Below are 22,091 nucleotides of genomic sequence, written 5' to 3' on the forward strand. Positions count from 1 at the left end.
AAGGGGGGCGGCGGCCGTCGGCCAGGTCGGTGCCCGGGTGAGGTAGCCGTACCCTTGACGTGAAGACCGATCCGAGTAGGGGCCGTGATGAGTTCAGCCGGAGAGGGCCTGTCTCGTCCACTGCCCGAGCAGGTCCGCTTACACGTCGTGGAGCTGGCGTCCCAGGTCCTGGGGTCGATGCCGCAGACCGTGATGCCCGCGCCGCTGCGGGGGATCGCCAAGTTCGACCCGAGAAAACGGGCCAGGCTGGGTGGCGCGCCGATCGCCGCCCAGCTGGAGACCGACAAGAAGTTCCGCGAGCTGGTCGCGGAGACGCTGGCCGCGAGCTGGCCCGAGCTGGTCGAAAGCCTCGCCGAGGGTGTCGCGCCGCCCGCGGCCGAGCCGGTGCTGGTGGCGGCCGCGGCCTATCTGACCAGGCCGCCCGGCTGGGTGGAGATGGTCGAGACCGCCCGCGCCGACCTTGAGCGCTCCGCCGCCGTCGCCGAGGGGTCGGCGCAGGAGCAGACGCTCACCCGGCTGCGCGAGCAGCTGGCCGCGCAGAAGGCATCGGCCAAGGAGGAGGCCGACCGGCTGCGTGAGCAGCTCAAGGGGTCCAGGTCCGAGATCTCCGACCTGCGCCGCAGACTGCACGACGCCAGGGAGCGGGCCAGGGCCGCCGAGGCGCGTGCCGCCGAGATGGAGGAGGCCGCGCAGGAGGCCAAGGCCGCCGCGACCGCCGCGGGGAGCGCGGGGGAGAGCGAGCTGCGGCGCCTGCGGGAACGGGTGGCCGATGCCGAACGGCAGCTTGAGGCCACGCGAAGGGCCGCCCGTGAGGGCCGCAGCGTGGAGGACACCAAGGTCCGCATGCTGCTCGACGCCCTGCAGGACGCCGCGGCCGGGCTGCGCAGGGAGCTGGCGCTGCCGTCGAGCATCCACCGGCCCGCCGACTCCGTCTCCTCTGTCGCGCCGGGCAGGCACGGGGTCCAGGCGGTGCCCGCGCGGGCCCTGGCCGACGACGATCCCGCCCTGCTCGACCAGCTGCTCGCGCTGCCGCAGATCCATCTGATCGTGGACGGCTACAACGTGACCAAGACCGGGTACGGCGCGCTGACCCTGGCCGACCAGCGCAACCGGCTGCTGACCGGGCTCGGCGCGCTGTACGCCCAGACCCGCACCGAGCTGACCTGCGTCTTCGACGGCGCCGAGCTGAACGGCCCGGTGCCGGTCTCCGCGCCGCGCGGCGTCCGGGTGATGTTCAGCTCCCCCGGGCAGATCGCCGACGACCTGATCCGCCAGCTCGTGCGGGCCGAGCCCGTCGGGCGGGCCGTCGCGGTCGTCTCCTCCGACCGCGAGGTGGCCGAGTCGGTCCGCCGGATGGGCGCCAGGCCCGTTCCCGCGGTGCTGCTCCTGCGCAGGCTCGGACGCGCCTGATCCACCCTTCCCGGGCCGGGTCGCCGCCTGCTGACATCTACAGGTAAAGAACAAAACCGCCAAAAAGGTGAGCTGACCCTTACCGGTTCTGTACTATTTCGCCCCAGGTCTTTACGTGGTCTTTGCATGGGGAGGCGGCGTCGTGGCCGTGGCGGGTGTGCCGATCGGGTTCGTGCGTGTGCCGATGGCTGCGGGACTGGCCCTGGCCCTGCTGGTGACTCCGATCGGGAGTGCGGCGGCCAAGCCGAAGCCGACGGTCGCGCAGACCAAGCAGAAGCTGGCCAAGCTCAACGAGCAGGCCGACCAGCTCGTCGAGAAGTACAACCAGGCGGGCGAGAAGTGGAAGAGGGCCCGCAAGAAGTACGCGGACCTGAACGCCGACCTGTCGAAGCAGGCCGCGAAGGTCGCCGGGCTCCGCGACGACCTCGTCACCATGGCCGTCACCACCTACCAGGGCGGCGCCATCGGCTGGCCGAACCTCGTCGGGGAGGTCAACCCCAACCTGGTGCTGAGCGGCCTGGCCACGGCCGACCAGATCTCCGCCTCCCGTGCCGAGAGCCTGCATGCCTTCGACGAGGCCAACAAGACGCTGCGTGACAACCGCGACAAGGCCAAGCAGGCCTTGGCCGACGCGGACCAGACGCGCGACGAACTGGCCGACGAGAAGGAAAAGGTCGAGAAGATGATCAAAATCCAGACGAAGGTGCTGCGCGACCTCGGCACCTTCAGGCCGGGCGATCCCAACAGCACCGGCATGCAGTACAACGGCTCCGCCTCGGGCAACGCCAGGGCCGCCCTGACCTTCGCCTTCGCCCAGCTCGGCAAGCCCTACCGGTACGGCGGCACCGGCCCGGACAGCTGGGACTGCTCCGGGTTCGTGCAGGCCTCCTGGCGCAGCGGAGGCGTGAGCCTGCCCCGCACCACCTGGGAGCAGTGGAGCTGGGGCGCCAAGCGCAAGGTCTCGCTGAGCGACCTCCAGCCGGGGGACCTCCTCTTCAGCCAGGGTCTGGGGCACGTCGGCCTCTACGCGGGCAACGGCAAGATCATCCATGCTCCTCAGACCGGAGACGTCGTCAAGGTCGTCCCTCTCTCCTCCTACGGCGGCCGTCTGGTCGGGGCCGTCCGTCCCTGACCCTCTTGGCCCCGTCCACGTCCACGGGGCCTCTGGGGGCCGTCTGAGCGCCTTCGCGACCGCGGGTCGTCCGTTCCACGGGCGGCCCGTTTGCATGTCCGGGATCGCCTGAGTGGTCCTGTTCGGCGCCCTTATAGACGAAGGTGCGCTTTGGGAAGTCACTGATAAATGTGATTTATGTGACACTTGTTGCGCTTCTCTGGAAGATCGTTTCGAGTGTGACAAGGGTCATATTTATAAGATCGTGATGCCGCACTATCAGGCCTTTCGTAAACATGAAAACCTTTTTGTGGATCTTCGTATTTGATGGGGTCTTTGCCGGGGCTTGGTGATCGGGGTACCTTCTGGCGGTCGCAGTGAGCAAGCCATGCCACCGCGTCGAACGCCGGTCCTGTGGCCGGTGTCCGTATAGATATCCAGTAGGCCGCCGTCCCCCGAAGGGATCGGTTCCCATCACGGCGGCCCGCCGAGTTCGTGCAGCCAGGAGGCACGGAGCCGGGGAACCATCGGCCCTTGACATGTGGCCAGGGGTGAATCGACATGTTTGCCGTCGTAGGGCGTCTTCCCAGCCCGAACCCGTCAGCTAACCCGGTAGGCATCAGTGGAAGTCCCAAGGAGAAATCCTGTCTACCACCCTGCAAAACCCCCGTTTGTCGCGCTTTTTCCGCCTTTACCTGGGCGGGTTCGTCCTCACGCTGACCGCCTCAACCGGAGCGGTGGCACTGGGGCCGGCAACAGCACAGGCGACAACGGATACCGCGGTCGCGGTTCAGGCCAGGAGCATGGCGAAGGACACGTCGAAGAGCGCATCGAAGGGCACGTCGAAGGGCGCTGCCGCGAACACGGCGAAGGCCCGTGTCAAGCGCACGGCGAAGGTCACGAAGAACCGGGCCGCACGGCAGCGGTCCAGGGCCAGGACGGCCGTGGCGACGGCCAGGAAACAGATCGGCGATCCGTACCGGTGGGGTGCCTCCGGTCCTGGAGCGTTCGACTGCTCGGGCCTGGTCCAGTACGCGTGGCGCAAGGCGGGCGTCTCCCTTCCCCGGGTGACGGGCAGCCAGTACCGCGCGGTCAGGAAGAAGGTCTCGTGGAGCAAGTTGCACCTCGGTGACCTGCTGTTCTTCTACGGCAAGGGCCACGTCGGCATGTACGTCGGCCACGGCAAGATGATCCACTCGCCGAGCAGCGGCAAGTCGGTCAGGATCGTGACGTTGAAGGGGTACTACAGGTCCGCCTTCGCCGGAGCGGTCCGTCCCGGCACCTGACAGCGGCGGACGGCCCCGCCCATCCCCCTCCGGATGGGCGGGGCCGTCGCCTGCCGGGGAACGTTCCGGCCGGGGCGTCGGCTAGCATCGGCTGCCATGTCCGTCCCGAAGGGGCGCCGCGCCGTGCTCGCCGGGATGCTCGCGCTGGCGGGCGCCGGGCTCGGCGGGGCGAGGCCCGCGCCGGAGACGGCCCGCGACCTGTGGCCCGGCGCCGCCGAGGTGGTCCGGGGTGAGCGCTCTCTCGTCGTCGGCCACCGTGTCCCGCCCGCCGAACTGCGTGATCTCGCAGCCAGGGCCGACCGTGCCTGCCGTACGATCGCGCGGGTCTGGGGGCCGGTCAGGGCGGTGGTGGTGGTCCCCGCGACCGACGACGAGGCCGCGGAGCTCGCGGGGACGGCGCGGACCGGCGGGCTGGCCGCGCTGGCGACCGCGGACCGGGTGATCGTGGTGCCGTCGGGATACGCCAGGCTCAGCGCGACCGGCAGGGACGTGGTGATCACCCACGAGCTGACCCATCTGGCGACCGGTGCCACCAGGGGCGGGCGGGTCCCGATGTGGCTGTCGGAGGGGTTCGCCGACTACGTGGGCTACCGGGACGCGGGGATCGCCGTCAGGACGGTGGCGGCCGAACTCGCGGCCGAGGTGCGCGCGGACGTCCTGCCCTCGGAGCTTCCCGGCCGGGACGGCTTCGCCCCCGGAGCCCCCAGGCTCGCGCAGGCCTACGAGGAGGCCTGGCTCGCGTGCCGGTACGTCGCGGAGCGCTTCGGTGAGAAGGCGCTGGTGAGGCTTTACGGTAGCGATGTTGACAGCACGCTGGGCCTGTCGCGGGCGGAGTTCACCGCCGCGTGGCGCGACCATCTCCGGAGGGAACTCTCATGACGCGGAGCGTGGAGGAGACACCGGCGCGGGAGCGGGGCGGGGCCAGAGGGGCGGGGATCGCGCTCGCCGTCCTGGGGGCGATCACGCTGGCGGTCGTGGCGTTCACCACGCCGTGGCGGGCGCTGCCCGAGGCGGCGCCGTACGTCGCGCCGGACCCGGCCCGTGACTTCACCCCGGCGCAGATCGCCAGGGCGGAGGCGTTCGACGCCGCGGTGAGCCTGCCGTCCTACCTGTCCCTGGGACTGACGCTGGTCGTGGCCGGGGCGCTGGTCGCCACCCCGCTCGGCGCGCGGCTGCTGGGCCGCCTGCGGGGGCCGTGGTGGCTGCGGGCGCTGCTCGGCGTGCTGGCGATCTCCGCGGCCGTCGCGGTGCTGCGCTGGCCGTTCGGCATGTGGGCGGAGACCTATCTGCGCGAGTACGGCCTGTCCACCCAGACCTGGGCGTCGTGGTCGGCCGACCGGATCAAGAACACCGCGGTCGGCGCCGTGCTGACGGCGATCATGGTGGTCGCCGTGGTCGGGCTGGCCCGCCGCTACCGGCGGTGGTGGCTGCCCGCGGCGATCGGGGCCTTCGCGCTGACCATGCTCGCCTCCTTCGCCTACCCCGTGGTCGTCGAGCCCCTGTTCAACGACTTCAAGCCCATGGCCGCCGGTGAGCTGCGCTCCGGCCTGCTCGACATGGCGGCCAAGGACGGAGTCCCGGTCGAGGACGTGCTCGTGGCCGACGCCTCCCGGCGCACGACCGCGCTCAACGCCTACGTCTCGGGGTTCGGCGCGACCCGCAGGATCGTGGTCTACGACACGCTGCTGCGGGCCCCGGCCGACGAGGTCGAACTGGTGGTGGCGCACGAGCTCGGCCACGCCAAGGCGGGCGACGTGCTGTACGGCACGCTCGTCGGCGCGCTCGGCGCCGCCTGCGGGGCCTGCCTGCTCTACCTGATCACCTCGGCCGGTCCGGTACGGCGCCGCACCGGCGTCCCCTCGGCCGCGGACCCCAGGGCGGTCGGGCTCCTGATGGGGCTGCTGAGCCTGGCGACCGTGCTGTCGGGCCCGGCGCAGAACGTGATCAGCAGACACATCGAGGCCCGCGCCGACGCGCACGCGCTCGACCTGACGCGGCGGCCCGAGACGTTCGTGGCCATGCAGAAGCGGCTTGCGATCACCAACATTTCTGATTTGTCGCCAGATGTCATTGAATATCTGCTCTATGTGTCTCATCCCACGACGCCGCAGCGCATCGCCATGGCCCGCTCCTGGGCCCTGCTGAACGGCGCCGGGAAACCGTGACCCGCACGCTGATCGTCACCAACGACTTCCCGCCGAGGGCCGGGGGCATCCAGTCGTTCGTGCACGGCCTGGCCGCCGGCCGCCCGCCGGAGACGGTGGTGGTCTACGCCCCGCGCTGGCCGGGGGCCACGACCTTCGACGCGGGGCAGCCGTACCCGGTCGTGCGTCACCCCACCTCCCTGATGCTGCCCACCCGGCAGGTCGCCCGCAGGGCCGCCCGGCTGGTGGCCGAGTTCAAGTGCGAGACGGTGGTCTTCGGGGCGGCGGCGCCGCTCGGCCTGCTCGCGCCCGGGATGCGCGCGGCCGGGGCGCGGCGGATCGTCATGCTCACCCACGGCCACGAGGCCGCCTGGGCCGGCGTCCCGGTCGTCGGAAGGCTGCTGGCCAGGATCGGCGCGCACGCGGACACGGTGACCTACCTGGGGGAGTACACCCGGCGGCGCCTGGCCAGGGTGATCCCCCAGGACCGCCTGGTACGGCTCGCCCCCGGCGTCGACACCGGCCTGTTCCGCCCCGGCGCCGGGGGCGAGGCGGTCCGCGCCGAACTCGGCCTCCGGGGGCGTCCCGTCGTGGTCTGCCTGTCCAGGCTCGTGCCGCGCAAGGGCCAGGACGTCCTGTTGCGGGCCTGGCCCCGGGTGCTCGGCGCGGTTCCCGAGGCGGTCCTGCTGATCGTCGGCGGCGGCCCCTACCGGGGCGCGCTGGAACGCCTGGCCCGGCCCCTGGGCGGCTCGGTCGTGATGACCGGCCCGGTCCCGTGGGCGTCGCTGCCCGGCTACCTCGACGCGGGAGACGTCTTCGCCATGCCGTGCCGTACGAGGCTGGGAGGCCTCGACGTGGAGGGGCTCGGCATCGTCTACCTGGAGGCCTCGGCCACCGGGCTGCCCGTGGTCGCGGGCTCCTCAGGCGGTGCCCCGGACGCGGTGCTGGACGGCGAGACAGGCCTGGTCGTCGACGGCGCCCGCCCGGAGGAGGTCGCCGGGGCACTGGTCCGCCTGCTCGACGACCCGGCGCGGGCCAGGCAGATGGGGGAGCGCGGGCGCGCCTGGACCGAGCAGGAGTGGGACTGGAGCCACGTCACCGGCCGCTTCGCCCACCTGCTCGACGCCGGACCCTGAGCGGCCGGTTCAGGCCGGATAGGCGTGGGTCTCGGTCGCCTTGACCGAGGCCCAGATCGACTGCCCGGGGGCCAGGCCCAGCTCGGCGACCGCGGCGGTGGTGACGTCGGCCGCGACGGGCAGCGGCCCCTCCAGGTGCACGCGGACGCTGTCGCCGTGGCGTTCCACGCCCTCGATCACGGCCCGCCACAGGTTGCGCGGACTCCCGTCGGGGCGTGTCCGGTACAGGGCGACCGCGGCGGGGGCGAACGCGACGAACGCCGGGCCCTCGACGGGTTCGGCCACGCTGAAGCGCACTCCGTCACCGGTGCCGACCGTGACGTGCGAGCCGGTCGCGACGCCGCGGTGGAGGTTGAGGCCGACCAGGCGGGCGACGTAGTCGGTGCGCGGGCGGCGGGCCACCTCAGCCGGGGTGCCCTCCTGCACGACCGTGCCGTCCTCGACGACGACCAGCAGGTCGGCGAGGACCATGGCGTCCAGCGGGTCGTGGGTGACCAGGACGGTCGCGCCGTCGAAGTCGGCCAGGTGGCGGCGCAGCCGGGAGCGGATCTCCAGCCGGGTGTGGGCGTCCAGCGCGGCCAGCGGCTCGTCCAGCAGCAGCAGGCGCGGCTCGGCGGCAAGGGCGCGGGCCAGGGCGACCCGCTGGGCCTGCCCGCCCGAGAGGCGTCCCGGCCTGGTCGCCGCGTACTCCTCAAGGCCGACCCGCCTCAGCCATTCGGCGGCCGTACGGCGCGCCCGCGCCCGGCCCGCGCCCTGGCAGCGCGGTCCGAAGGCGACGTTCTCCAGGGCGGAGAGGTGGGGAAAGAGCAGATAGTCCTGGAAGACCATGCCGACCGGGCGGTGCTCGACCGGCAGCGTGTGCAGGGGACGCCCGTCCAGGGTGATGTGGCCGTCGTCCATGGGGGTGAGCCCGGCCAGGGCACGCAGCGCGGTCGTCTTGCCCGCGCCGTTCGGGCCGAGCAGCGCGACGACCTGGCCGGGGGCGACGGTCAGGCCGATGTCGAGGCGGAAGGAGGGCCTGGTGACGACGACGCGGGCCCGCAGGGTCATGGGACCCCTCGGCCACCGCTCGCGCGGGCTCACGGCGTGCCCGTCCAGCGGTCACGCAGACAGGCCAGGATGACCACGGAGACGGCCAGGAGGACGAGGCTGAGCACGACGGCCGCCTCGGGCTCGGTCTCCAGCGCCAGATAGACCGCCAGCGGCATGGTCTGGGTCCTCCCGGGGAAGTTCCCGGCGAAGGTGATGGTCGCGCCGAACTCGCCGAGAGCGCGGGCCCAGCACAGTACGGCCCCGGCCAGCACGCCGGGGGCGACCAGCGGCAGGGTCACTCGGCGGAAGACGGTCAGCCGGGAGGCGCCCAGCGTGGCCGCGGCCTCCTCAAGGCGCGTGTCGGCGGCGCGCAGCGCCCCCTCGACGCTGATGACCAGGAACGGCATGGCGACGAAGGCCTCGGCGACCACGACCCCGGCGGTGGTGAAGGGCAGGCCGACGCCGAGGGTCTCGTCGAGCCACCGGCCGACCAGGCCGCGCCGCCCCAGCACCAGCAGCAGCGCGACCCCGCCGACCACGGGGGGCAGCACCAGGGGGACGGTGATCAGGGCGCGCAGCAGGCGTCGCCCGGGGAAGGAGACCCGGGCCAGCAGCCAGGCCAGCGGCACGCCGAGCAGCAGGCAGGCGAGCGTGGCCAGGGTCGCGGTCACCAGCGACAGGCGCAGCGCCTGCAGTACCTGGGGCTCGGCCAGCCGCGCGGCCATGGTCGGCCAGGGCGCGCGCACCAGCAGCCCGGCCAGTGGCAGGACCAGGAAGGCGACACCCAGGAGGGCGGGCAGCAGCAGGAGCCAGGGCGGGCGGCCCTGGCTTCCGTATGTCCGGCTCCGGGAGCGTGTCACGGGATCAGGGGGCCTCGAAGCCCGCCTTGGTCAGCACGTCCCTGCCCCGGGGTGACAGCACCAGGTCGACGAACCTCCTGGCGAGGCCGGGGGAGGGCGCCTTGGTCAGCGTCGCGACGGGGTAGTCGTTGATCGCCTTGTCCGCCTCGGGGAAGCCGATGCCCCTGACCTCGCCCCCGGAGGCGATCACGTCGGTCCTGTAGACCAGGGCGGCGTCCACCTCGCCGAGCTCGACCTTGGTCAGGGTCGCCTTCACGTCCTGTTCCAGGGTGACCGGGGTGACCTTGAGGCCCGCGGCGTCGAGTGCCCTGGCGGCCGCGGCGCCGCACGGCACCTGAACGGCGCACAGGGCGACCTTGACCTTGGGGTCGGTGAGATCCTTCAGGTCGTCCACCTTGGCGGGGTTGTCCACGGGCACGGCGATCTGCAGCGTGTTGCGCACGAACGTGACCGGGGCCGCGGCCAGGGAGGCGTCGGTGACGGTCTTCATCGTGGCGGGACTGGCGGCGGCGAAGACGTCGGCGGGGGCGCCCTGGACGATCTGCTGGGCCAGCGTGGCGCTCGAGCCGAAGTTGAACCGCACCGTGGTGCCCGGGGCCTCGGCCTCGAAGACCTTGCCCAGCTCGGTGAACGTTCCGGTCAGCGAGGCCGCGGCGAACACGGTCAGCGTCGTCGCCCCGCCGCCGGAGGAGGCGTCCCGGGAGCCGCAGCCGGACAGGGCCGCCGTGAGCACGAGGGCGAGGGCGGGGCGGAACGTGGTCGGCCGCATGGGCAACGAGGTCTCCTTACTGACCCACCGCGCGAGCGGGGTCGGCGATCTCCACGACGACGTTGGTGGACTTGATCACGGCGACCGCCACCACCCCCGCCGCCAGGCCGAGCTCGTCGGCGGCCTGGCGGCTCATCAGCGAAACCACCCGGTACGGCCCGGCGGCGATCTCCACCTGGGCCATCACCGAGTCCTTGATCACCTCGGTCACGATCCCGCGCAGGCGGTTGCGCGCCGAGGAGCGCCCGGAGCCGCCGCCCGTCTCGACCTGCGAGCGGGCGAAGGCGGCCAGGTCGGCCCCCTCGACCGTCCGGTGGCCGTTGTCGTCCCGGCGGGCGGCGAGCCTGCCTGCGTCGATCCACCTGCGGACGGTGTCGGGGCTGACCCCGAGCAGCGTGGCGGCCTCGCTGATCCGAAACGTCGTCACGAACAATCACCATACCTTCGCATATTCCAGGTGCAAGAGCCGGGCTCCCTTGCAGACGCGTGGCCAATGGGCCTTCCGGTGCCGTATTCGCGATGCCCGAGGTGTGGGAACGCGAAAGCCGCGGTGACCTGGCCGGTCACCGCGGCGGAGAGAGGAGTGGTCAGGGGGTGTGCACGGCGCCGCCGTACAGGGCGTCGATCCGGTCGGCGAAGTCACGGGTGACCACGGCGCGCTTGATCTTCATCGAGGGGGTGACGTGCCCGCTCTCCTCGGTGAGGTCGATGTCGAGCACGGTGAACTTCTTGATCTGCTCGGCCTTCGAGACCGCCCGGTTGGCCTCGTCGACGGCCTTCTGCACCTCGGCGTGGATCGCCGGGTCGTGACTGAGGTCGGCGACGCTCGCCCCCGCCCTGCCGTTGGCCGTCTTCCACCGGTCGAGCGCCTCCGGGTCGAGCGTCACCAGCGCCGCGACGAACGGCCTGCCGTCGCCGACCACCATCGCCTGGCTGACCAGGGGGTGGGCGCGGATGCGGTCCTCCATCGGCCCGGGGGAGACGTTCTTGCCCGCGGCGGTGACGATGATCTCCTTCTTGCGCCCGGTGATGCGCAGGTAACCGTCCTGGTCGAGCTCGCCGACATCACCGGTGTGGAACCAGCCGTCGGCGTCGACGACCTCCGCGGTCGCCTTCTCGTCGTTCCAGTAGCCGTGGAAGACGTGGCGGCCCTTGACCAGCACCTCACCGTCGTCGGCGATGCCGATCGTGACGCCGGGGAACGGCTTGCCGACGGTTCCGATCTTGTTGGCGCCCGGCTGGTTGACGGCGGAGGGCGCCGAGGTCTCGGTCAGGCCCCAGCCCTCGTAGACCTCGATGCCGACGCCCCTGAAGAAGTGCGAGAGCCGTTCACCCAGCGCCGAACCGCCGGAGACGGCCGCGGAGAGCCTGCCGCCGGTGGCCGCGCGGAGCTTGCCGTACACCAGCCTGTCGAACAGGGCGCGTCTGAGGTTGAGCCCGAACCCGGCGCCGCCCGCCGACTCGGCGCGGCTCCAGGCGATGGCCGTCGTGGCGGCGGCGTGGAAGATCTTCCCCTTGCCCTCCACGGTGGCCTTCAGCTCGGCGGCGTTGTAGACCTTCTCGAACACCCTGGGCACGCCCAGCAGGAACGTCGGCCTGAAGCCCCGCAGGTCGGGGGCGACGTTCTTCATGTTGGGGGAGTGAGCCAGGACCGTGCCCGTCTCCAGCAGCACGAGCTGGATCATGCGGGCGAAGACGTGCGCGAGCGGCAGGAAGAGCAGCGCCGCGCTGTCGGCGGTGAACAGCGGTTCGAGCGGGCCCGCCGCGACGTTCCTCGCGGTGAACAGCAGGTTGTCGTGGGTCAGCGCGCAGCCCTTCGGGCGGCCCGTCGTGCCCGAGGTGTAGACGATGGTCGCCAGGTCGCTCCCGCCGCGCCCGCTCCTGCGCTCCTCGACCGTCCGCTCGTCCACCTCGGCGCCGCCCTCGGCCAGCTTGGCCAGGGCGCCGCCCTCGATGTTCCACACGTGGTCGAGCCCGGGAAGATCGGCCGTGGCCTCGCGCACCGTCTCCTCGTGCGCGTCCAGCTCGACGAAGACCGCCCGCGCGCCGCTGTCGGAGAGGATCCACCTGACCTGGTCGGCCGAGGAGCTCTCGTAGATCGGCACGCCGACGGCTCCCGCCGTCCAGATCGCGTAGTCGATCACGGTCCACTCGTAGCGGGTCCGCGACATCAGGGCCACCCGGTCACCGGCCTCGACCCCGGCCGCCACCAGCCCCCTGGCCACCGCGAGGACCTGCTCGCGGAACTCGCCCGCGGTCACGGCGACCCAGTCGTCGCCGGACTTGCGGCGCAGCGAGACCCTGCCGGGCTCCCGTTCGCCGCGCAGGAAGACCGTGTCGGTCAGGTTGGCGGAGGAGGGGACATCCACGAGCACGGGGACGCTGTACTCACGCACGGGTGACTCCAGAGGACGCGCGGTCGGCGGACGCCTGGAGGTCGTCACGGCGGATTCCTCACCAGGCGTTCCCGGGGGCGGTCTCACGGTATCAGCCCCGCCGGGCGTGACCTCCTGATCGATGTCCGGCCGTCCGTGTCGCGGCACCCGGGACGGCATCCGAGACGGCGGGGCGCGGGCGACCTAGGATGGCGGCATGCGGGTCCATGTCGTCAGCGATGTGCACGGAAGAGCGGACGCCCTGGCCCGCGCGGCGGACGGCGCCGACGCGCTGGTCTGCCTGGGAGACCTGATCCTGTTCGTCGACTACGCCGACCACTCCCAGGGCATCTTCCCCGAGCTGTTCGGCGCCGAGGCGGCGACGAGGCTCGTCGGGCTGCGGACGGCCCGCCGCTTCGACGAGGCCAGGCGGATGACGGCCGAGCTGTGGGCCTCGCTCGACGGTGACCCGGCCGACCACATCGAGCGCCTGGTGCGCGGGCAGTACGCCGAGATCTTCGCCGCGATGCCGACACCCGCCTACATCACCCACGGCAACGTGGACGTGCCGCGTTACTGGTCGGACTACGTCCGGCACGGGCACCACGTGCTCGACGGGCAGAGCGTCGAGATCGGCGGCCTGCGCTTCGGCTTCGTCGGCGGGGGGCTGCGCACGCGGTACCGGACGCCGAACGAGATCGACGACGAGGAGTTCGCGCGCAAGGTCGAGGCGGTCGGCGAGGTGGACGTGCTGTGCTGCCACATCCCCCCGGCCATCCCCGAACTGCTCTACGACGTGGTCGCCCGGCGGTTCGAGCGGGGCAGCGAGGCCACCCTTGAGGCGATCAGGCGCACCCAGCCGCGCTACGCGCTCTTCGGCCACGTCCACCAGCCGCTGGCGGCCCGCACCCGCGTCGGCAGGACCGAGTGCCTCAACGTCGGGCACTTCCGCGGCAGAGGGGTGCCCTTCGCGCTCGAGTGGTGAGCCGGAGATCGTCGCGGAACGGTCGAAAGAGTACGGTGAACCCATGGCTGACCGCACCACCTCGAACATCGTCATCGCCGCAGACCGGCCCACTGTCATGAAGGTGATCGCCGACTTCCCGGCGTATCCCGACTGGGCGGGACAGGTGAGAACGGCGCGCGTCCTGTCCACCGGGTCCGACGGCCTGCCGGAGACCGTCAGGTTCTCCCTGGACGCCGGGGTGATCAGCGACGAGTACACCCTCGGTTACGTCTGGCACGGGGACGAATCCGTCGATTGGAGTGTCACCGAGACGGGCAGGATGATCTCTGGGCTCACCGGGAGTTACCGCCTGACCGAGACGCGTGGCGGCACCGAGGTGACCTACGAGCTGGCGGTCGATCTCAAGGTTCCGATGATCGGCATGGTCAGGCGTAAGGCGGAGAAGGTCATCATCGACACCGCCCTGAGAGGGTTGAAGAAGCGCGTCGAGGGTTCCTGACCCAGGGGGAGGGTTCGTGACCAGAATCCTGCTGTTCACCGGCAAGGGTGGTGTCGGCAAGACGACCGCGGCGGCGGCGACCGCCGTACGGGCGGCAGGGGAGGGTCTGAAGACGATCGTGGTCTCGACCGACACCGCCCACTCGCTCGCCGACGCGCTCGGCGTCGACGCGAAGGGCGAGCCGGCCGAGGTCGTCCCCGGGCTCTACCTGCACCAGGTGGACACCCAGCGGGCGCTCGAACGCCAGTGGGGCGAGCTGCGCGACTACGCCAGGGGACTGTTCGCCGAACTCGGCCTCGACGAGATCACCGCCGAGGAGATCACGGTGCTGCCCGGCGCCGAGGAGGTCCTCGCCCTGCTGCAGCTGCGTGAGCACGCCCGCGCCGGGGCGTGGGACGTGGTCGTCGTCGACTGCGCGCCGACCGCCGAGACGCTCAGGCTGCTCGCCCTGCCGGAGGCCCTCGACTGGCACGTCAACCGGCTGCTGCCCGCGGGCAGGCGGCTGCTGCGCGCGGTCGCGCCGCTGGTGCGCAGGGTGGCCCAGGTCAGCGTCCCCGACGACCAGGTGATCGGGGCGGGGGAACGGTTCCACCGCGGCCTGCTGGAGGTCCGCGAGCTGCTCACCGGCCCCTCGGCCAGCGTCCGGCTCGTGCTCACCCCCGAGGCGGTCGTGCTCGCCGAGGCCCGCCGTACGCTCACCTCCCTCAGCCTGTACGGCTACCGCGTGGACGCGGTGATCGCCAACCGGGTCTTCCCCGGTGAGGGCGCCGACCCGTGGCGCAGCGGGTGGGTGCGGGCCCAGGCGGCGCGGCTGGCCGAGGTCGCCGAGTCCTTCGCCCCGCTGCCCGTGCACACGGTCCCCTACCTTGAGGCCGAGCCCGTCGGCCCCGCGGCGCTGGCCCGGGTCGCCGAGGCCATGTACGGCCAGGCCGACCCGTTCGCCCCGCCGCAGGGGGATCCGCCGCTGCGGATCACCCCGGAGGGAGAGCTGATCCTGGCGCTGCCGCTGGCCGACAGGAGCCAGGTGAACGTGGCGCGCAAGGGCGACGAACTGATCGTCGACGCGGGCTTCCACCGCAGGGTTCTGGCGCTGCCCGCGGCCCTGGCGCGCAGAGCCGTACGGGAGGCGGTGCTCCGCGACGGCCTTCTCCGGGTACGGTTCGAGACGGGAGGGCCTGATGACTGAGAAGACCGAGAACACGACGACGGGAACCGGCGCCACGGGCGACGGCAGGGACCCGCTGGGCAGCGCGGCCGAGGAGGCGTTCAAACTCTTCGAGACGATCCAGCAGAAGGCGGCCAAAGAGCTGCGGAAGGGCCTGGTCAAGGGCACGATCGGCGGGATCGGCGGCGCCTTCACCGGTGGTTTCACCGGTGGCGGGAGAAGCCGGGACGTGTGGGAGGAGGCGGTCTCCGAGCACGACGAGTACATCTGCCGGGCCTGCCCCGTCTGCCGGGCGATGGCCGCGCAGCGCGAGGCGGGAGGCGCGGTCGTCGATCACCTGACGCAGGCGGGCAGTGAGCTCTTCGCCGCGTTCAGGTCGGCCGTCGACGGGCTTAACCGGCCCTCGCCGGGGCAGCGGGCGCGTGAGCGGGAGACCCCTGTGGAGCACATCGACCTGGGATGAGTCCGGGGAGAGAGGACGGGTAATGGCGCTGACCATCGGCGTTGACATCGGCGGCACCAAGATCGCGGCGGGCGTCGTGGACGAGGACGGCCACATCGTCGAGCATCTCCTGCGGCCGACCCCGGCCACCGACCCCGAACGGGTCGCGGAGAGCATCGCCGAGGTGGTCGGGGAGCTGGCCGAGGGCCGGGAGGTCGAGGCCGTCGGGCTCGGCGCCGCGGGTTTCGTCGACGAGACGCGCTCCCTGGTGCGTTTCGCGCCCAACCTGGCCTGGCGCGAGGAGCCGCTGCAGAAGAAGGTCTCCGCACTGGTCGGCCTGCCCGTCGTGGTGGAGAACGACGCCAACGCCATGGCGTGGGGCGAGGCGAGGTTCGGCGCGGGACGTGGCGAGAGCCACCTGGTGTGCGTCACGGTCGGCACCGGCATCGGAGGCGGCATCGTCTTCGACGGCGCGCTCTTCCGCGGCCGATGGGGCATGGGAGCCGAGCTGGGGCACATGCAGGTCGTCCCCGAGGGCCGTCTGTGCGGCTGCGGCAACCTCGGCTGCTGGGAGCAGTACGCCAGCGGCAACGCCCTGGTCGCCGAGGCCAGGCTGATCGCCGGCGCCGATCCTGGCCGCGCCGCCACGCTGCTCGAGCTCGCGGGCGGGACGCCGGAGCTGATCGAGGGCAGGACCGTGACCGAGGCGGCCAGGAAGGGCGACGACGCCGCGCTCGCCGCCTTCTCCTCGATGGCCGACTGGCTGGCCCAGGGGCTGTGCGACCTGACCGCGATCCTCGACCCCGGCTGCTTCATCCTGGGCGGGGGCGTCTCGACCGCCGCCGACCTGTGGATCGACCGGGTCAGGGAGGCGTTCGCCGCCAATGTGACCGGCCGGGGGCACCGCCCGATCGCCGAGATCCGCCTGGCGGAGCTCGGCGCCTCCGCCGGGCTGGTCGGAGCCGCGGACCTGGCCAGGATCCGCTGAGGGAACCGTCGACGGCGCCGCTCAGGATCGCCACCTACAACGTCCGTTCGATGAAGGACGACCAGGCCGCGCTCGGGCGGGTGATCACCGCCCTGCGCGCCGACGTGCTGTGCGTGCAGGAGGCGCCGAGGTTCTGGCGCTGGCGCCGCAGACGCGGGCGGCTGGCCGCCTCGGGAGGCATGTCCGTGGTCGCGGGCCGCCGCCTGGGCGGGGTGGCGGTGCTGACGGGCCCCGCCGTACGGCCGCTGCACGGTCGGGGGCGGCTGCTGCGGTTCTTTCCCGGCCTCGAACAGCGCGCGATCGCGATGGCCGTCGTGGAGTACGGCGGGCACCGGGTCGCGGTCGGTTCGGTCCACCTCGACCTGGACCCGGCGGCGAGGGCCCACCACGCGGGCCAGGCGCTCTCCCTGCTCGGAGAGGTCGCCGAGCGCTTCGACGCGCTGCCCGTGCTGGCCGGGGACGTCAACGAGGGGGCGGGGGAGCCTGCCTGGCGGCTCATCACGGAGCGGCTGACCGACTGTTACCCCCTCGCGCCGCACGGCGACGGCCTCACCTTCCCCGCCCGGGCGCCGCGTGTGCGCATCGACGCGGTCTTCGCGGCGCCCGGGGCGCGGGTGCTCTCCTGCGGCGTGGCCGGGGCCGATCCCGGTGACATGCGGCTGGCGACCGACCATCTGCCGGTGCTCGCGGAGCTGTCGTTTCCCGGTGAGGGGCCCGGCTGAGAGGCGCGACGGGGGTGTCAGGGCCGGGAAAGGGCGGGGTCGGCGCCTTTCCCCGAGATCCCCATCGGGAGGGCAACTGCAGCGGGCACGCACACGGGCCGTGCCGGGCGCCGTACCATTTGGGGCATGACCCGTCGCCTTCCGCGGCGTGCGCTGGCGCTGTGCGCGGGAGGACTGCTCCTGACGGCCTTTCTGTCGCCGCCCGCCCACGCCGACCCCCGTCCCGCCTCCGTCGCGGAGGCGTGGCAGGCGCCGACGAGCGCGCGGCTGAGCAGCGACGGATCGCTGTCCGACGTCACGGGCGTCTCGGCCTCCGACATCTGGGCGGTCGGCCAGGAGAGCGTGTGGGACATCTGGCAGAGCCGTGGCACGATCACCCACTGGAACGGCAGCACCTGGACCGAGGTCGGCATCCGCAACGATCCGACGGGCGCGGGACTGCTGCGTTCGGTGGCGGCCGCCACGCCCGGCCAGGTGTGGGCGGTCGGCGAGGGGCACGACGGCCTGCCGTACCTCGCCTCGGGCAACGGGACCACCTTCGACCGGGTGGTCGTCGACAAGCTGCACGTCGGCGACTGGCTCGCCGGGGTCGCCGCGCTCCCCGGCCGGATGGCCGCGGTCGGCCGCAGGGGTGAGCAGCCGCTGGTCCTCACCCAGACCGGCACGAAGTGGAAGCTCACCCAGATCAAGGGCAAGGGCACCCTGTACGGCGTCGCGCTGTCCGGCAAGGGCGACGGGCTGGCGGTCGGCGACACCGGCACGGGGCCGCTGGTCGTGCGGCTGTCGGGGAACCGCTGGAAGCAGGTCTCCGTTCCGGCGGTGCCCGGCGGCTACCTGCGGGATGTCTACTTCGACTCGCCGAAGCGGGCGCTGGCCGTCGGCGGTGTCTACCTGAGGTCGGGCGGGGTCGGCCCGCTGATCCTGTCGTGGAACGGCAAACGCTGGTCGAGGGTGAAGGCCCCCGGCGACGACGTGCGCCTGTACGGCGTGACCGGCGACAGGAAGGGCCGTTTCTGGATCTCCGGAGTGGACATGGAGCGCCCGGGAGAGGCGTTCCTGCTCACCTACGACGGCCACAGGGTCAAGGCGGTGCGCGGCGCGGACGGCGCGGCCCCCAGGACGATCAGGCTGCAGTCGGTGACCTATCTGACGGCCACCGGGACGGTGTGGACCGTCGGCCACGTGGTCGACGCCTCGGGCCGCTACACCGACGTGGTCGAGCGGTTCGGCGCGGCCGGGCGGCCGACCGAGCCCTGAGGCCCGCCCCGGCTCCCGGGGCGCCCGGGGCCGGAGCCGGGCCGTTGCGTCGGCCCGTGCTCAGACGACGGCGCCGTCGTCCCAGCCGTCGGTCGGCGGGCCGTCGCCCATCCGCACGACCAGCGCCACGAAGCCGCCGATGAAGGCCGCGACCGCGGTGAACAGCATCCACCCCTGCAGCCGCCAGCTCAGCGCCGCGCTCAGCAGCAGGTAGGCGGGGCCGCCGAACAGGGCCAGCCAGGCCAGCTTGGTCGCGGTGTCGGTCTTGGGCAGCGGGGGCGGCGGCGGGGGGACGTAGTGCCCCTCGTCGTCGGTCTCCGCCTCGCCGCCCCGGCCGAGGCCCGCGAACTCCTCGGGCAGCGGCTGGCGCGCCTCCTCCGGCGGTTTGACGACCCTCCTGGGAGGGCCGGCGGGGAGGTTCTCGCTGTCCGGCCACGGCTGATCGGCCGAGTCCAGCTCGGAGGTGTCGTTGAAGGAGGCGACGATCTGGCGCCAGACCTCGTCCTCATCGCTCTGGGGTGTCACTTAGCTGGCCCGTCCCTCCCGGAGACCACGCATGCCCCGCCTGCCTTCACTCTCCCTGCAAGGGTACAGAGGCGTTCGCGTTGATGAACTCCAGGCTCCCCGCAAAGATCCGGTCCGCGTCGTTGTCGAGGGTGGCGACGTGGTAACTGTCGTTGAGTTCCACAACATCAAGGTTCCCCCCGGTTAGCTTTTCACGCAAAATGCGCAAACTGGTTGGTTTCACCACATGGTCCTGCGGGCTGTGAAAAGCCAGTACCGGTTGGGTGACCTTGTGCAGTTCCGACTGGGTCAGCGCCCACAGCCGGGGGAGGGTGGCGGCGGCCTTGACCGGGGTACGGCTGTAGCCCAGTTCCCTCACCCCCTCCTTCTTGATGTCCCCGGCCACGCCCCGCACCGAGGAGACGAACAACCCGAGCAGTGGCGCCAGGGCGAGCACGGGAACGTCGTTGGCGATCGACGGGTTGACGACCACGACCCCCCTGATGCCCGTCCCGTGCACCTCGGCCAGCCGCAGCGCCATGCAGCCGCCCAGGGAGAGCCCGGCGGTGAAGACCTCGTCACAGTGGCCGCGCAGGCCCGCCAGCGCCCTGTCCAGTTCGGCGTACCAGTCTTCCCAGCGGGTGTGGCTCATCTCCTGCCAGGTGGTGCCGTGGCCGGGCAGCCGGGGTAGCTCGACGCTCAGGCCCGCGGCGGCCAGGTGCTCCGCCCAGGGGCGCAGCGACTGCGGCGACCCGGTGAATCCGTGACAGAGCAGAACCCCGACCCGTCCCCCTCTGTGGTGGTACGGCTCCGCGCCGGGCATGACTGGCATCGCAGCTCCTTGTAAGGTTCGCCCGATCGTCGCACGACTGGGGCGTGTTTTGCGAGAGGTCGATATGTGTGGTTTGGCGATGTAGGTGGTCCGTCCGGGAGGTGGGAGGATTGCTCCAGGTCCCACATGCCGACCGAAGGAGCCTCGCGTGTTCTACTGGGTGGTGAAGGCCATCCTCTGGCCCTTCCTCCATTTCATCTTCCGCCCGTGGGCGGAAGGGGTGGACAACGTGCCGAGAGAGGGCCCGGTGATCCTGGCCGGCAACCACCTGTCGTTCGCCGACCACTTCTTCGGGGCGCTGTTCCTGCCCAGAAAGGTCATCTCCCTCGGCAAGTCCGACTACTTCACCGGACGTGGGATCAAGGGCGTGCTCAGCCGGGCCTTCTTCAGCGGCGTCGGCACCGTCCCGATCGACCGCTCCGGCGGGAAGGCCAGTGAGGCGGCGCTGCGCACCGGCAAGCGCATCCTGACCGAGGGGCAGGTCCTGGCCATCTACCCCGAGGGGACCCGCTCGCACGACGGGCGCCTCTACAAGGGCAAGACCGGAGTGGCCAGGCTGGCGCTTGAGTCGCGTGTCCCGGTCATCCCGTGGGCGATGGTCAACACCTTCGAGATGATGCCGCCGGGGCGCCCCCTGCCCAGGCTCGGCATCCGCCCCGGCGTGAAGTTCGGCAAGCCGCTCGACTTCTCCCGCTACTACGGGATGGAGGAGGACCGCCTGGTCCTGCGCGCCGTCACCGACGAGATCATGTACGCCCTGATGGAGCTGTCCGGCCAGGAGTACGTCGACAAGTACGCCGCGAGCGCCAAGGTCGAGGCCGCCCGTGCCGCCAGGGAGGCGGCCAAGGGAGGCCGGGGCTGAGCGCCGCTCAGTCAGGCAGACGCTCACGGATCCGGCGGATGTGCTCGGGCGTCGTACGGCAGCAGCCCCCCACGAAGGAGGCACCGGCCGCGTGCCACTCCGCGGCGGCGGCGCCGTACTCGACGGGGTCGGCCAGACCCTCCCAGCGGTGCTCCGCGGAGTTCCAGGTCTCACCGGAGTTGGGGTAGACCACCACGGGCACGTCCGTGACCTCCTTGATGAGGGAGGGGACGTGGCTCGGCGCGACACAGTTGACGCCGGCCGCGACCACCCTCGGATGACCGGCGAACAGCGCGGCGGCCTGGCGCAGCGGGGTGCCGTCGCTGATGTGGCCGCCGTCGCGGCAGGAGAAGCTCACCCACACCCGGGTCTGCGGCGTCTCATCGAGCAGCCGCCGCAGCGCTCGCGCCTCGGCCAGGGAGGGGATGGTCTCGCAGGCCAGCAGGTCCGCCCCGGAGCCCGCCAGGATGTGCCAGCGGTCCCGGTGCCAGTCGAACAGGCCGTCCTCGTCGAGGTCGTAGTCGCCGGTGTACTCGGAGCCGTTGGCCAGGGCCGCGCCGTAGGGGCCGACGCTGGCGGCGACCGCGCCCCGGCCGGTCGCGTCCCTGGCCTCGGTCGCGAGCCGTACGGAGAGCAGGATCAGCCGCTCGGCCTGGACGGCGCTCAGCCCGCGCCGGACGAAGGCCGGGACGCTCGCCTGGTAACTGGCCGTGGTGGCGACGTCGGCCCCGGCGGCGAAGTAGTCGAGGTGCGCCTGACGGATCACCGAGGGGTTCTCGATCAGGAGCTTCGCCGACCAGAGCTCGTCGCGCAGGTCCGCGCCGAGTGCTTCGAGATGTGTGGCCAGCCCGCCGTCGAGAACCGTCATTCCATCACCATATGCGGATGCCGTGACTGGATGGTCTGGCTGTTTCATGCCCTTTTCGAGCCCGGAATTTCCTCGCATGCGTGGGAAGGACGCGGTCGGAGTGGTGAGCGAGGGGTCAATGAGCGCGAGGGATGAGAAAACGGGTATGAGGCGCGTCGAGCCACGCCCTGTCGATCTTTCTGCCCGTCACCCGGCCCGCGAGCGCGAAAGCTGAGTTGACGCTCTCCTCAACCACGGGATTGTCCTCGTCCAGTTGGAACTTCAGACCTTCCATCAGGGGGTCCAGCGCAGTTGGGTCGGCGCCTGACCTCAGCTCGGGGCAGGTGACCGACAGTCGTGTGACGACGTCGCCGTTGACCGCGTAACCGATCTCCTCGTTCCCGTCGATGTCCCATCCGAGACTCAGCGCGCGGCTTCCGTCACGGGAAAGCCGGATGAGGGCGTCGTCCAGCACGCAGTCGAAGCCCACCACCTGGACCACCAGCGTCCATGTTCCGGCGAGCCCTGCCAGGATCACGCCGTAGCCTTCCGCGATCTCTATATCATCCGTGGCGCTCACGAGGTCATGTTCCTCGGCCGACTCCAGATCCGCTCCCAGACGCTTGGCCGTCTCCTCGACCCCGATGCCTTCACACCAGACAGCCGCGAACTCCTGGAATGGAGTCTGCTCATCGTCATACAACCGCACATAGGAGAAGAGCAGGTCGTACAGTTCGGTCCTGGATTCCATCTGACACCTCTTGGCGTTGTGCGCCGCAGCTTGTGACCCTCGAACAGAAGAACAGTATTCGCTCAGGGGAACTCTGGAAAGTCGTCATGTGCGGGAAAACGTGTGGGGCGGCTGCCTACCGCCCCACACGTT

General features: G+C 71.7%; 23 protein-coding genes and 1 riboswitch. Of the genes, 14 read left to right on the forward strand and 9 right to left on the reverse strand.

Going from position 1 to position 22,091, the window contains the following annotated elements; translation table 11 throughout:
• The first annotated feature begins 87 nt into the window (after nucleotides 1-87).
• The 6 genes from ACFYY8_RS32860 to ACFYY8_RS32885 all read left to right on the forward strand — a co-directional run bounded on the left by ACFYY8_RS32860 (nucleotide 88) and on the right by ACFYY8_RS32885 (nucleotide 7,087).
• The gene (locus ACFYY8_RS32860; protein WP_390047742.1) at nucleotides 88-1,410 is read left to right on the forward strand and encodes an NYN domain-containing protein; all 1,323 of its coding nucleotides are present in this window, start codon (nucleotides 88-90) and stop codon (nucleotides 1,408-1,410) included.
• A gap of 115 nt (nucleotides 1,411-1,525) precedes the next feature.
• Entirely contained in the window at nucleotides 1,526-2,542 is a 1,017-nt protein-coding gene (locus ACFYY8_RS32865; protein WP_390047744.1) for an NlpC/P60 family protein, read from the forward strand.
• Nucleotides 2,543-2,996: 454 nt separating this feature from the next.
• Nucleotides 2,997-3,155, forward strand: a riboswitch (cyclic di-AMP (ydaO/yuaA leader).
• Between the two features lie 169 nt (nucleotides 3,156-3,324).
• Nucleotides 3,325-3,807, forward strand: a complete 483-nt coding sequence (locus ACFYY8_RS32870) for a C40 family peptidase (protein ID WP_390047746.1) — start codon at nucleotides 3,325-3,327, stop codon at nucleotides 3,805-3,807.
• Between the two features lie 96 nt (nucleotides 3,808-3,903).
• A complete protein-coding gene (locus tag ACFYY8_RS32875; RefSeq protein ID WP_390047748.1) occupies nucleotides 3,904-4,686 on the forward strand; it encodes a hypothetical protein in 783 nt (260 codons plus the stop codon).
• Nucleotides 4,683-5,972, forward strand: a complete 1,290-nt coding sequence (locus ACFYY8_RS32880) for a M48 family metallopeptidase (RefSeq protein WP_390047750.1) — start codon at nucleotides 4,683-4,685, stop codon at nucleotides 5,970-5,972. Before ACFYY8_RS32875 ends, ACFYY8_RS32880 begins: the two co-directional genes overlap by 4 nt.
• Nucleotides 5,969-7,087: a glycosyltransferase family 4 protein gene (locus ACFYY8_RS32885; RefSeq protein WP_390047752.1), complete on the forward strand. Its 1,119-nt coding sequence runs from the start codon at nucleotides 5,969-5,971 to the stop codon at nucleotides 7,085-7,087. The genes ACFYY8_RS32880 and ACFYY8_RS32885 overlap by 4 nt, the downstream gene beginning before the upstream one ends.
• 9 nt (nucleotides 7,088-7,096) lie before the next feature.
• Here ACFYY8_RS32885 and ACFYY8_RS32890 read toward each other — a convergent pair whose 3' ends face one another.
• The 5 genes from ACFYY8_RS32890 to ACFYY8_RS32910 form a co-directional block, all read right to left on the reverse strand.
• A complete protein-coding gene (locus tag ACFYY8_RS32890; RefSeq protein WP_390047754.1) occupies nucleotides 7,097-8,137 on the reverse strand; it encodes an ABC transporter ATP-binding protein in 1,041 nt (346 codons plus the stop codon).
• 29 nt (nucleotides 8,138-8,166) lie between these two features.
• On the reverse strand, nucleotides 8,167-8,979 hold the full coding sequence (locus ACFYY8_RS32895) for an ABC transporter permease (protein WP_390047756.1): 813 nt from the start codon (nucleotides 8,977-8,979) through the stop codon (nucleotides 8,167-8,169).
• Nucleotides 8,980-8,983: 4 nt separating this feature from the next.
• The gene (gene modA / locus ACFYY8_RS32900; protein WP_390047758.1) at nucleotides 8,984-9,748 is read right to left on the reverse strand and encodes a molybdate ABC transporter substrate-binding protein; all 765 of its coding nucleotides are present in this window, start codon (nucleotides 9,746-9,748) and stop codon (nucleotides 8,984-8,986) included.
• A gap of 16 nt (nucleotides 9,749-9,764) precedes the next feature.
• Nucleotides 9,765-10,175, reverse strand: coding sequence for a TOBE domain-containing protein (locus ACFYY8_RS32905; protein ID WP_390047760.1), 411 nt, complete (start codon nucleotides 10,173-10,175; stop codon nucleotides 9,765-9,767).
• A 160-nt stretch (nucleotides 10,176-10,335) separates the two neighbouring features.
• On the reverse strand, nucleotides 10,336-12,144 hold the full coding sequence (locus ACFYY8_RS32910) for an AMP-dependent synthetase/ligase (RefSeq protein ID WP_390047762.1): 1,809 nt from the start codon (nucleotides 12,142-12,144) through the stop codon (nucleotides 10,336-10,338).
• A 196-nt stretch (nucleotides 12,145-12,340) separates the two neighbouring features.
• On the opposite strand from ACFYY8_RS32910, the gene ACFYY8_RS32915 reads away from it, so the two are divergent.
• From ACFYY8_RS32915 to ACFYY8_RS32945, 7 genes are all read left to right on the forward strand, one after another.
• Entirely contained in the window at nucleotides 12,341-13,108 is a 768-nt protein-coding gene (locus ACFYY8_RS32915; protein ID WP_390047764.1) for a metallophosphoesterase, read from the forward strand.
• Nucleotides 13,109-13,151: 43 nt separating this feature from the next.
• On the forward strand, nucleotides 13,152-13,589 hold the full coding sequence (locus tag ACFYY8_RS32920; protein ID WP_390047766.1) for an SRPBCC family protein: 438 nt from the start codon (nucleotides 13,152-13,154) through the stop codon (nucleotides 13,587-13,589).
• A 16-nt stretch (nucleotides 13,590-13,605) separates the two neighbouring features.
• The gene (locus ACFYY8_RS32925) at nucleotides 13,606-14,775 is read left to right on the forward strand and encodes a TRC40/GET3/ArsA family transport-energizing ATPase (protein WP_390047769.1); all 1,170 of its coding nucleotides are present in this window, start codon (nucleotides 13,606-13,608) and stop codon (nucleotides 14,773-14,775) included.
• Nucleotides 14,768-15,217: a hypothetical protein gene (locus tag ACFYY8_RS32930; RefSeq protein ID WP_390047771.1), complete on the forward strand. Its 450-nt coding sequence runs from the start codon at nucleotides 14,768-14,770 to the stop codon at nucleotides 15,215-15,217. The genes ACFYY8_RS32925 and ACFYY8_RS32930 overlap by 8 nt, the downstream gene beginning before the upstream one ends.
• 22 nt (nucleotides 15,218-15,239) lie before the next feature.
• Nucleotides 15,240-16,184 carry an ROK family glucokinase gene (locus ACFYY8_RS32935; RefSeq protein WP_390047773.1) on the forward strand — a complete coding sequence of 315 codons (945 nt, stop codon included), beginning with the start codon at nucleotides 15,240-15,242 and terminating at the stop codon, nucleotides 16,182-16,184.
• Between the two features lie 50 nt (nucleotides 16,185-16,234).
• Nucleotides 16,235-16,906 carry an endonuclease/exonuclease/phosphatase family protein gene (locus tag ACFYY8_RS32940; protein WP_390047775.1) on the forward strand — a complete coding sequence of 224 codons (672 nt, stop codon included), beginning with the start codon at nucleotides 16,235-16,237 and terminating at the stop codon, nucleotides 16,904-16,906.
• 126 nt (nucleotides 16,907-17,032) lie between these two features.
• On the forward strand, nucleotides 17,033-18,163 hold the full coding sequence (locus tag ACFYY8_RS32945) for a hypothetical protein (RefSeq protein WP_390047777.1): 1,131 nt from the start codon (nucleotides 17,033-17,035) through the stop codon (nucleotides 18,161-18,163).
• A 60-nt stretch (nucleotides 18,164-18,223) separates the two neighbouring features.
• Here the strand turns inward: ACFYY8_RS32945 and ACFYY8_RS32950 are convergent, their stop codons facing one another.
• Both ACFYY8_RS32950 and ACFYY8_RS32955 read right to left on the reverse strand, forming a co-directional pair.
• On the reverse strand, nucleotides 18,224-18,688 hold the full coding sequence (locus ACFYY8_RS32950) for a hypothetical protein (RefSeq protein ID WP_390047779.1): 465 nt from the start codon (nucleotides 18,686-18,688) through the stop codon (nucleotides 18,224-18,226).
• Nucleotides 18,689-18,734: 46 nt separating this feature from the next.
• Complete coding sequence (locus tag ACFYY8_RS32955; RefSeq protein ID WP_390047781.1) at nucleotides 18,735-19,499, reverse strand: alpha/beta hydrolase; 765 nt, start codon at nucleotides 19,497-19,499, stop codon at nucleotides 18,735-18,737.
• 148 nt (nucleotides 19,500-19,647) lie between these two features.
• Between ACFYY8_RS32955 and ACFYY8_RS32960 the strand changes: the two genes are divergently transcribed.
• Nucleotides 19,648-20,361: a lysophospholipid acyltransferase family protein gene (locus ACFYY8_RS32960; protein WP_352008869.1), complete on the forward strand. Its 714-nt coding sequence runs from the start codon at nucleotides 19,648-19,650 to the stop codon at nucleotides 20,359-20,361.
• A 7-nt stretch (nucleotides 20,362-20,368) separates the two neighbouring features.
• Here ACFYY8_RS32960 and mmuM read toward each other — a convergent pair whose 3' ends face one another.
• Nucleotides 20,369-21,229 (reverse strand): homocysteine S-methyltransferase, encoded by an 861-nt coding sequence (gene mmuM / locus ACFYY8_RS32965; protein ID WP_390047784.1) that lies wholly within the window; start codon nucleotides 21,227-21,229, stop codon nucleotides 20,369-20,371.
• 115 nt (nucleotides 21,230-21,344) lie between these two features.
• Entirely contained in the window at nucleotides 21,345-21,959 is a 615-nt protein-coding gene (locus ACFYY8_RS32970) for a DUF6461 domain-containing protein (RefSeq protein WP_390047786.1), read from the reverse strand.
• Nucleotides 21,960-22,091 lie beyond the last annotated feature (132 nt).

Source organism: Streptosporangium sp. NPDC001559, assembly GCF_042893955.1.
Classification (GTDB): Bacteria; Actinomycetota; Actinomycetes; order Streptosporangiales; family Streptosporangiaceae; genus Streptosporangium.

Coding starts and splice junctions, on each gene's coding strand:
- ACFYY8_RS32875 (WP_390047748.1), top strand. CDS start 3,904: ATGTCCGTCCCGAAGGGGCGCCGCGCCGTGCTCGCCGGGATGCTCGCG.
- modA (WP_390047758.1), bottom strand. CDS start 9,748: ATGCGGCCGACCACGTTCCGCCCCGCCCTCGCCCTCGTGCTCACGGCG.
- mmuM (WP_390047784.1), bottom strand. CDS start 21,229: ATGACGGTTCTCGACGGCGGGCTGGCCACACATCTCGAAGCACTCGGC.
- ACFYY8_RS32955 (WP_390047781.1), bottom strand. CDS start 19,499: ATGCCAGTCATGCCCGGCGCGGAGCCGTACCACCACAGAGGGGGACGG.
- ACFYY8_RS32920 (WP_390047766.1), top strand. CDS start 13,152: ATGGCTGACCGCACCACCTCGAACATCGTCATCGCCGCAGACCGGCCC.
- ACFYY8_RS32915 (WP_390047764.1), top strand. CDS start 12,341: ATGCGGGTCCATGTCGTCAGCGATGTGCACGGAAGAGCGGACGCCCTG.
- ACFYY8_RS32880 (WP_390047750.1), top strand. CDS start 4,683: ATGACGCGGAGCGTGGAGGAGACACCGGCGCGGGAGCGGGGCGGGGCC.
- ACFYY8_RS32940 (WP_390047775.1), top strand. CDS start 16,235: ATGAAGGACGACCAGGCCGCGCTCGGGCGGGTGATCACCGCCCTGCGC.
- ACFYY8_RS32970 (WP_390047786.1), bottom strand. CDS start 21,959: ATGGAATCCAGGACCGAACTGTACGACCTGCTCTTCTCCTATGTGCGG.
- ACFYY8_RS32870 (WP_390047746.1), top strand. CDS start 3,325: ATGGCGAAGGACACGTCGAAGAGCGCATCGAAGGGCACGTCGAAGGGC.
- ACFYY8_RS32930 (WP_390047771.1), top strand. CDS start 14,768: ATGACTGAGAAGACCGAGAACACGACGACGGGAACCGGCGCCACGGGC.
- ACFYY8_RS32890 (WP_390047754.1), bottom strand. CDS start 8,137: ATGACCCTGCGGGCCCGCGTCGTCGTCACCAGGCCCTCCTTCCGCCTC.
- ACFYY8_RS32935 (WP_390047773.1), top strand. CDS start 15,240: ATGGCGCTGACCATCGGCGTTGACATCGGCGGCACCAAGATCGCGGCG.
- ACFYY8_RS32860 (WP_390047742.1), top strand. CDS start 88: ATGAGTTCAGCCGGAGAGGGCCTGTCTCGTCCACTGCCCGAGCAGGTC.
- ACFYY8_RS32945 (WP_390047777.1), top strand. CDS start 17,033: ATGACCCGTCGCCTTCCGCGGCGTGCGCTGGCGCTGTGCGCGGGAGGA.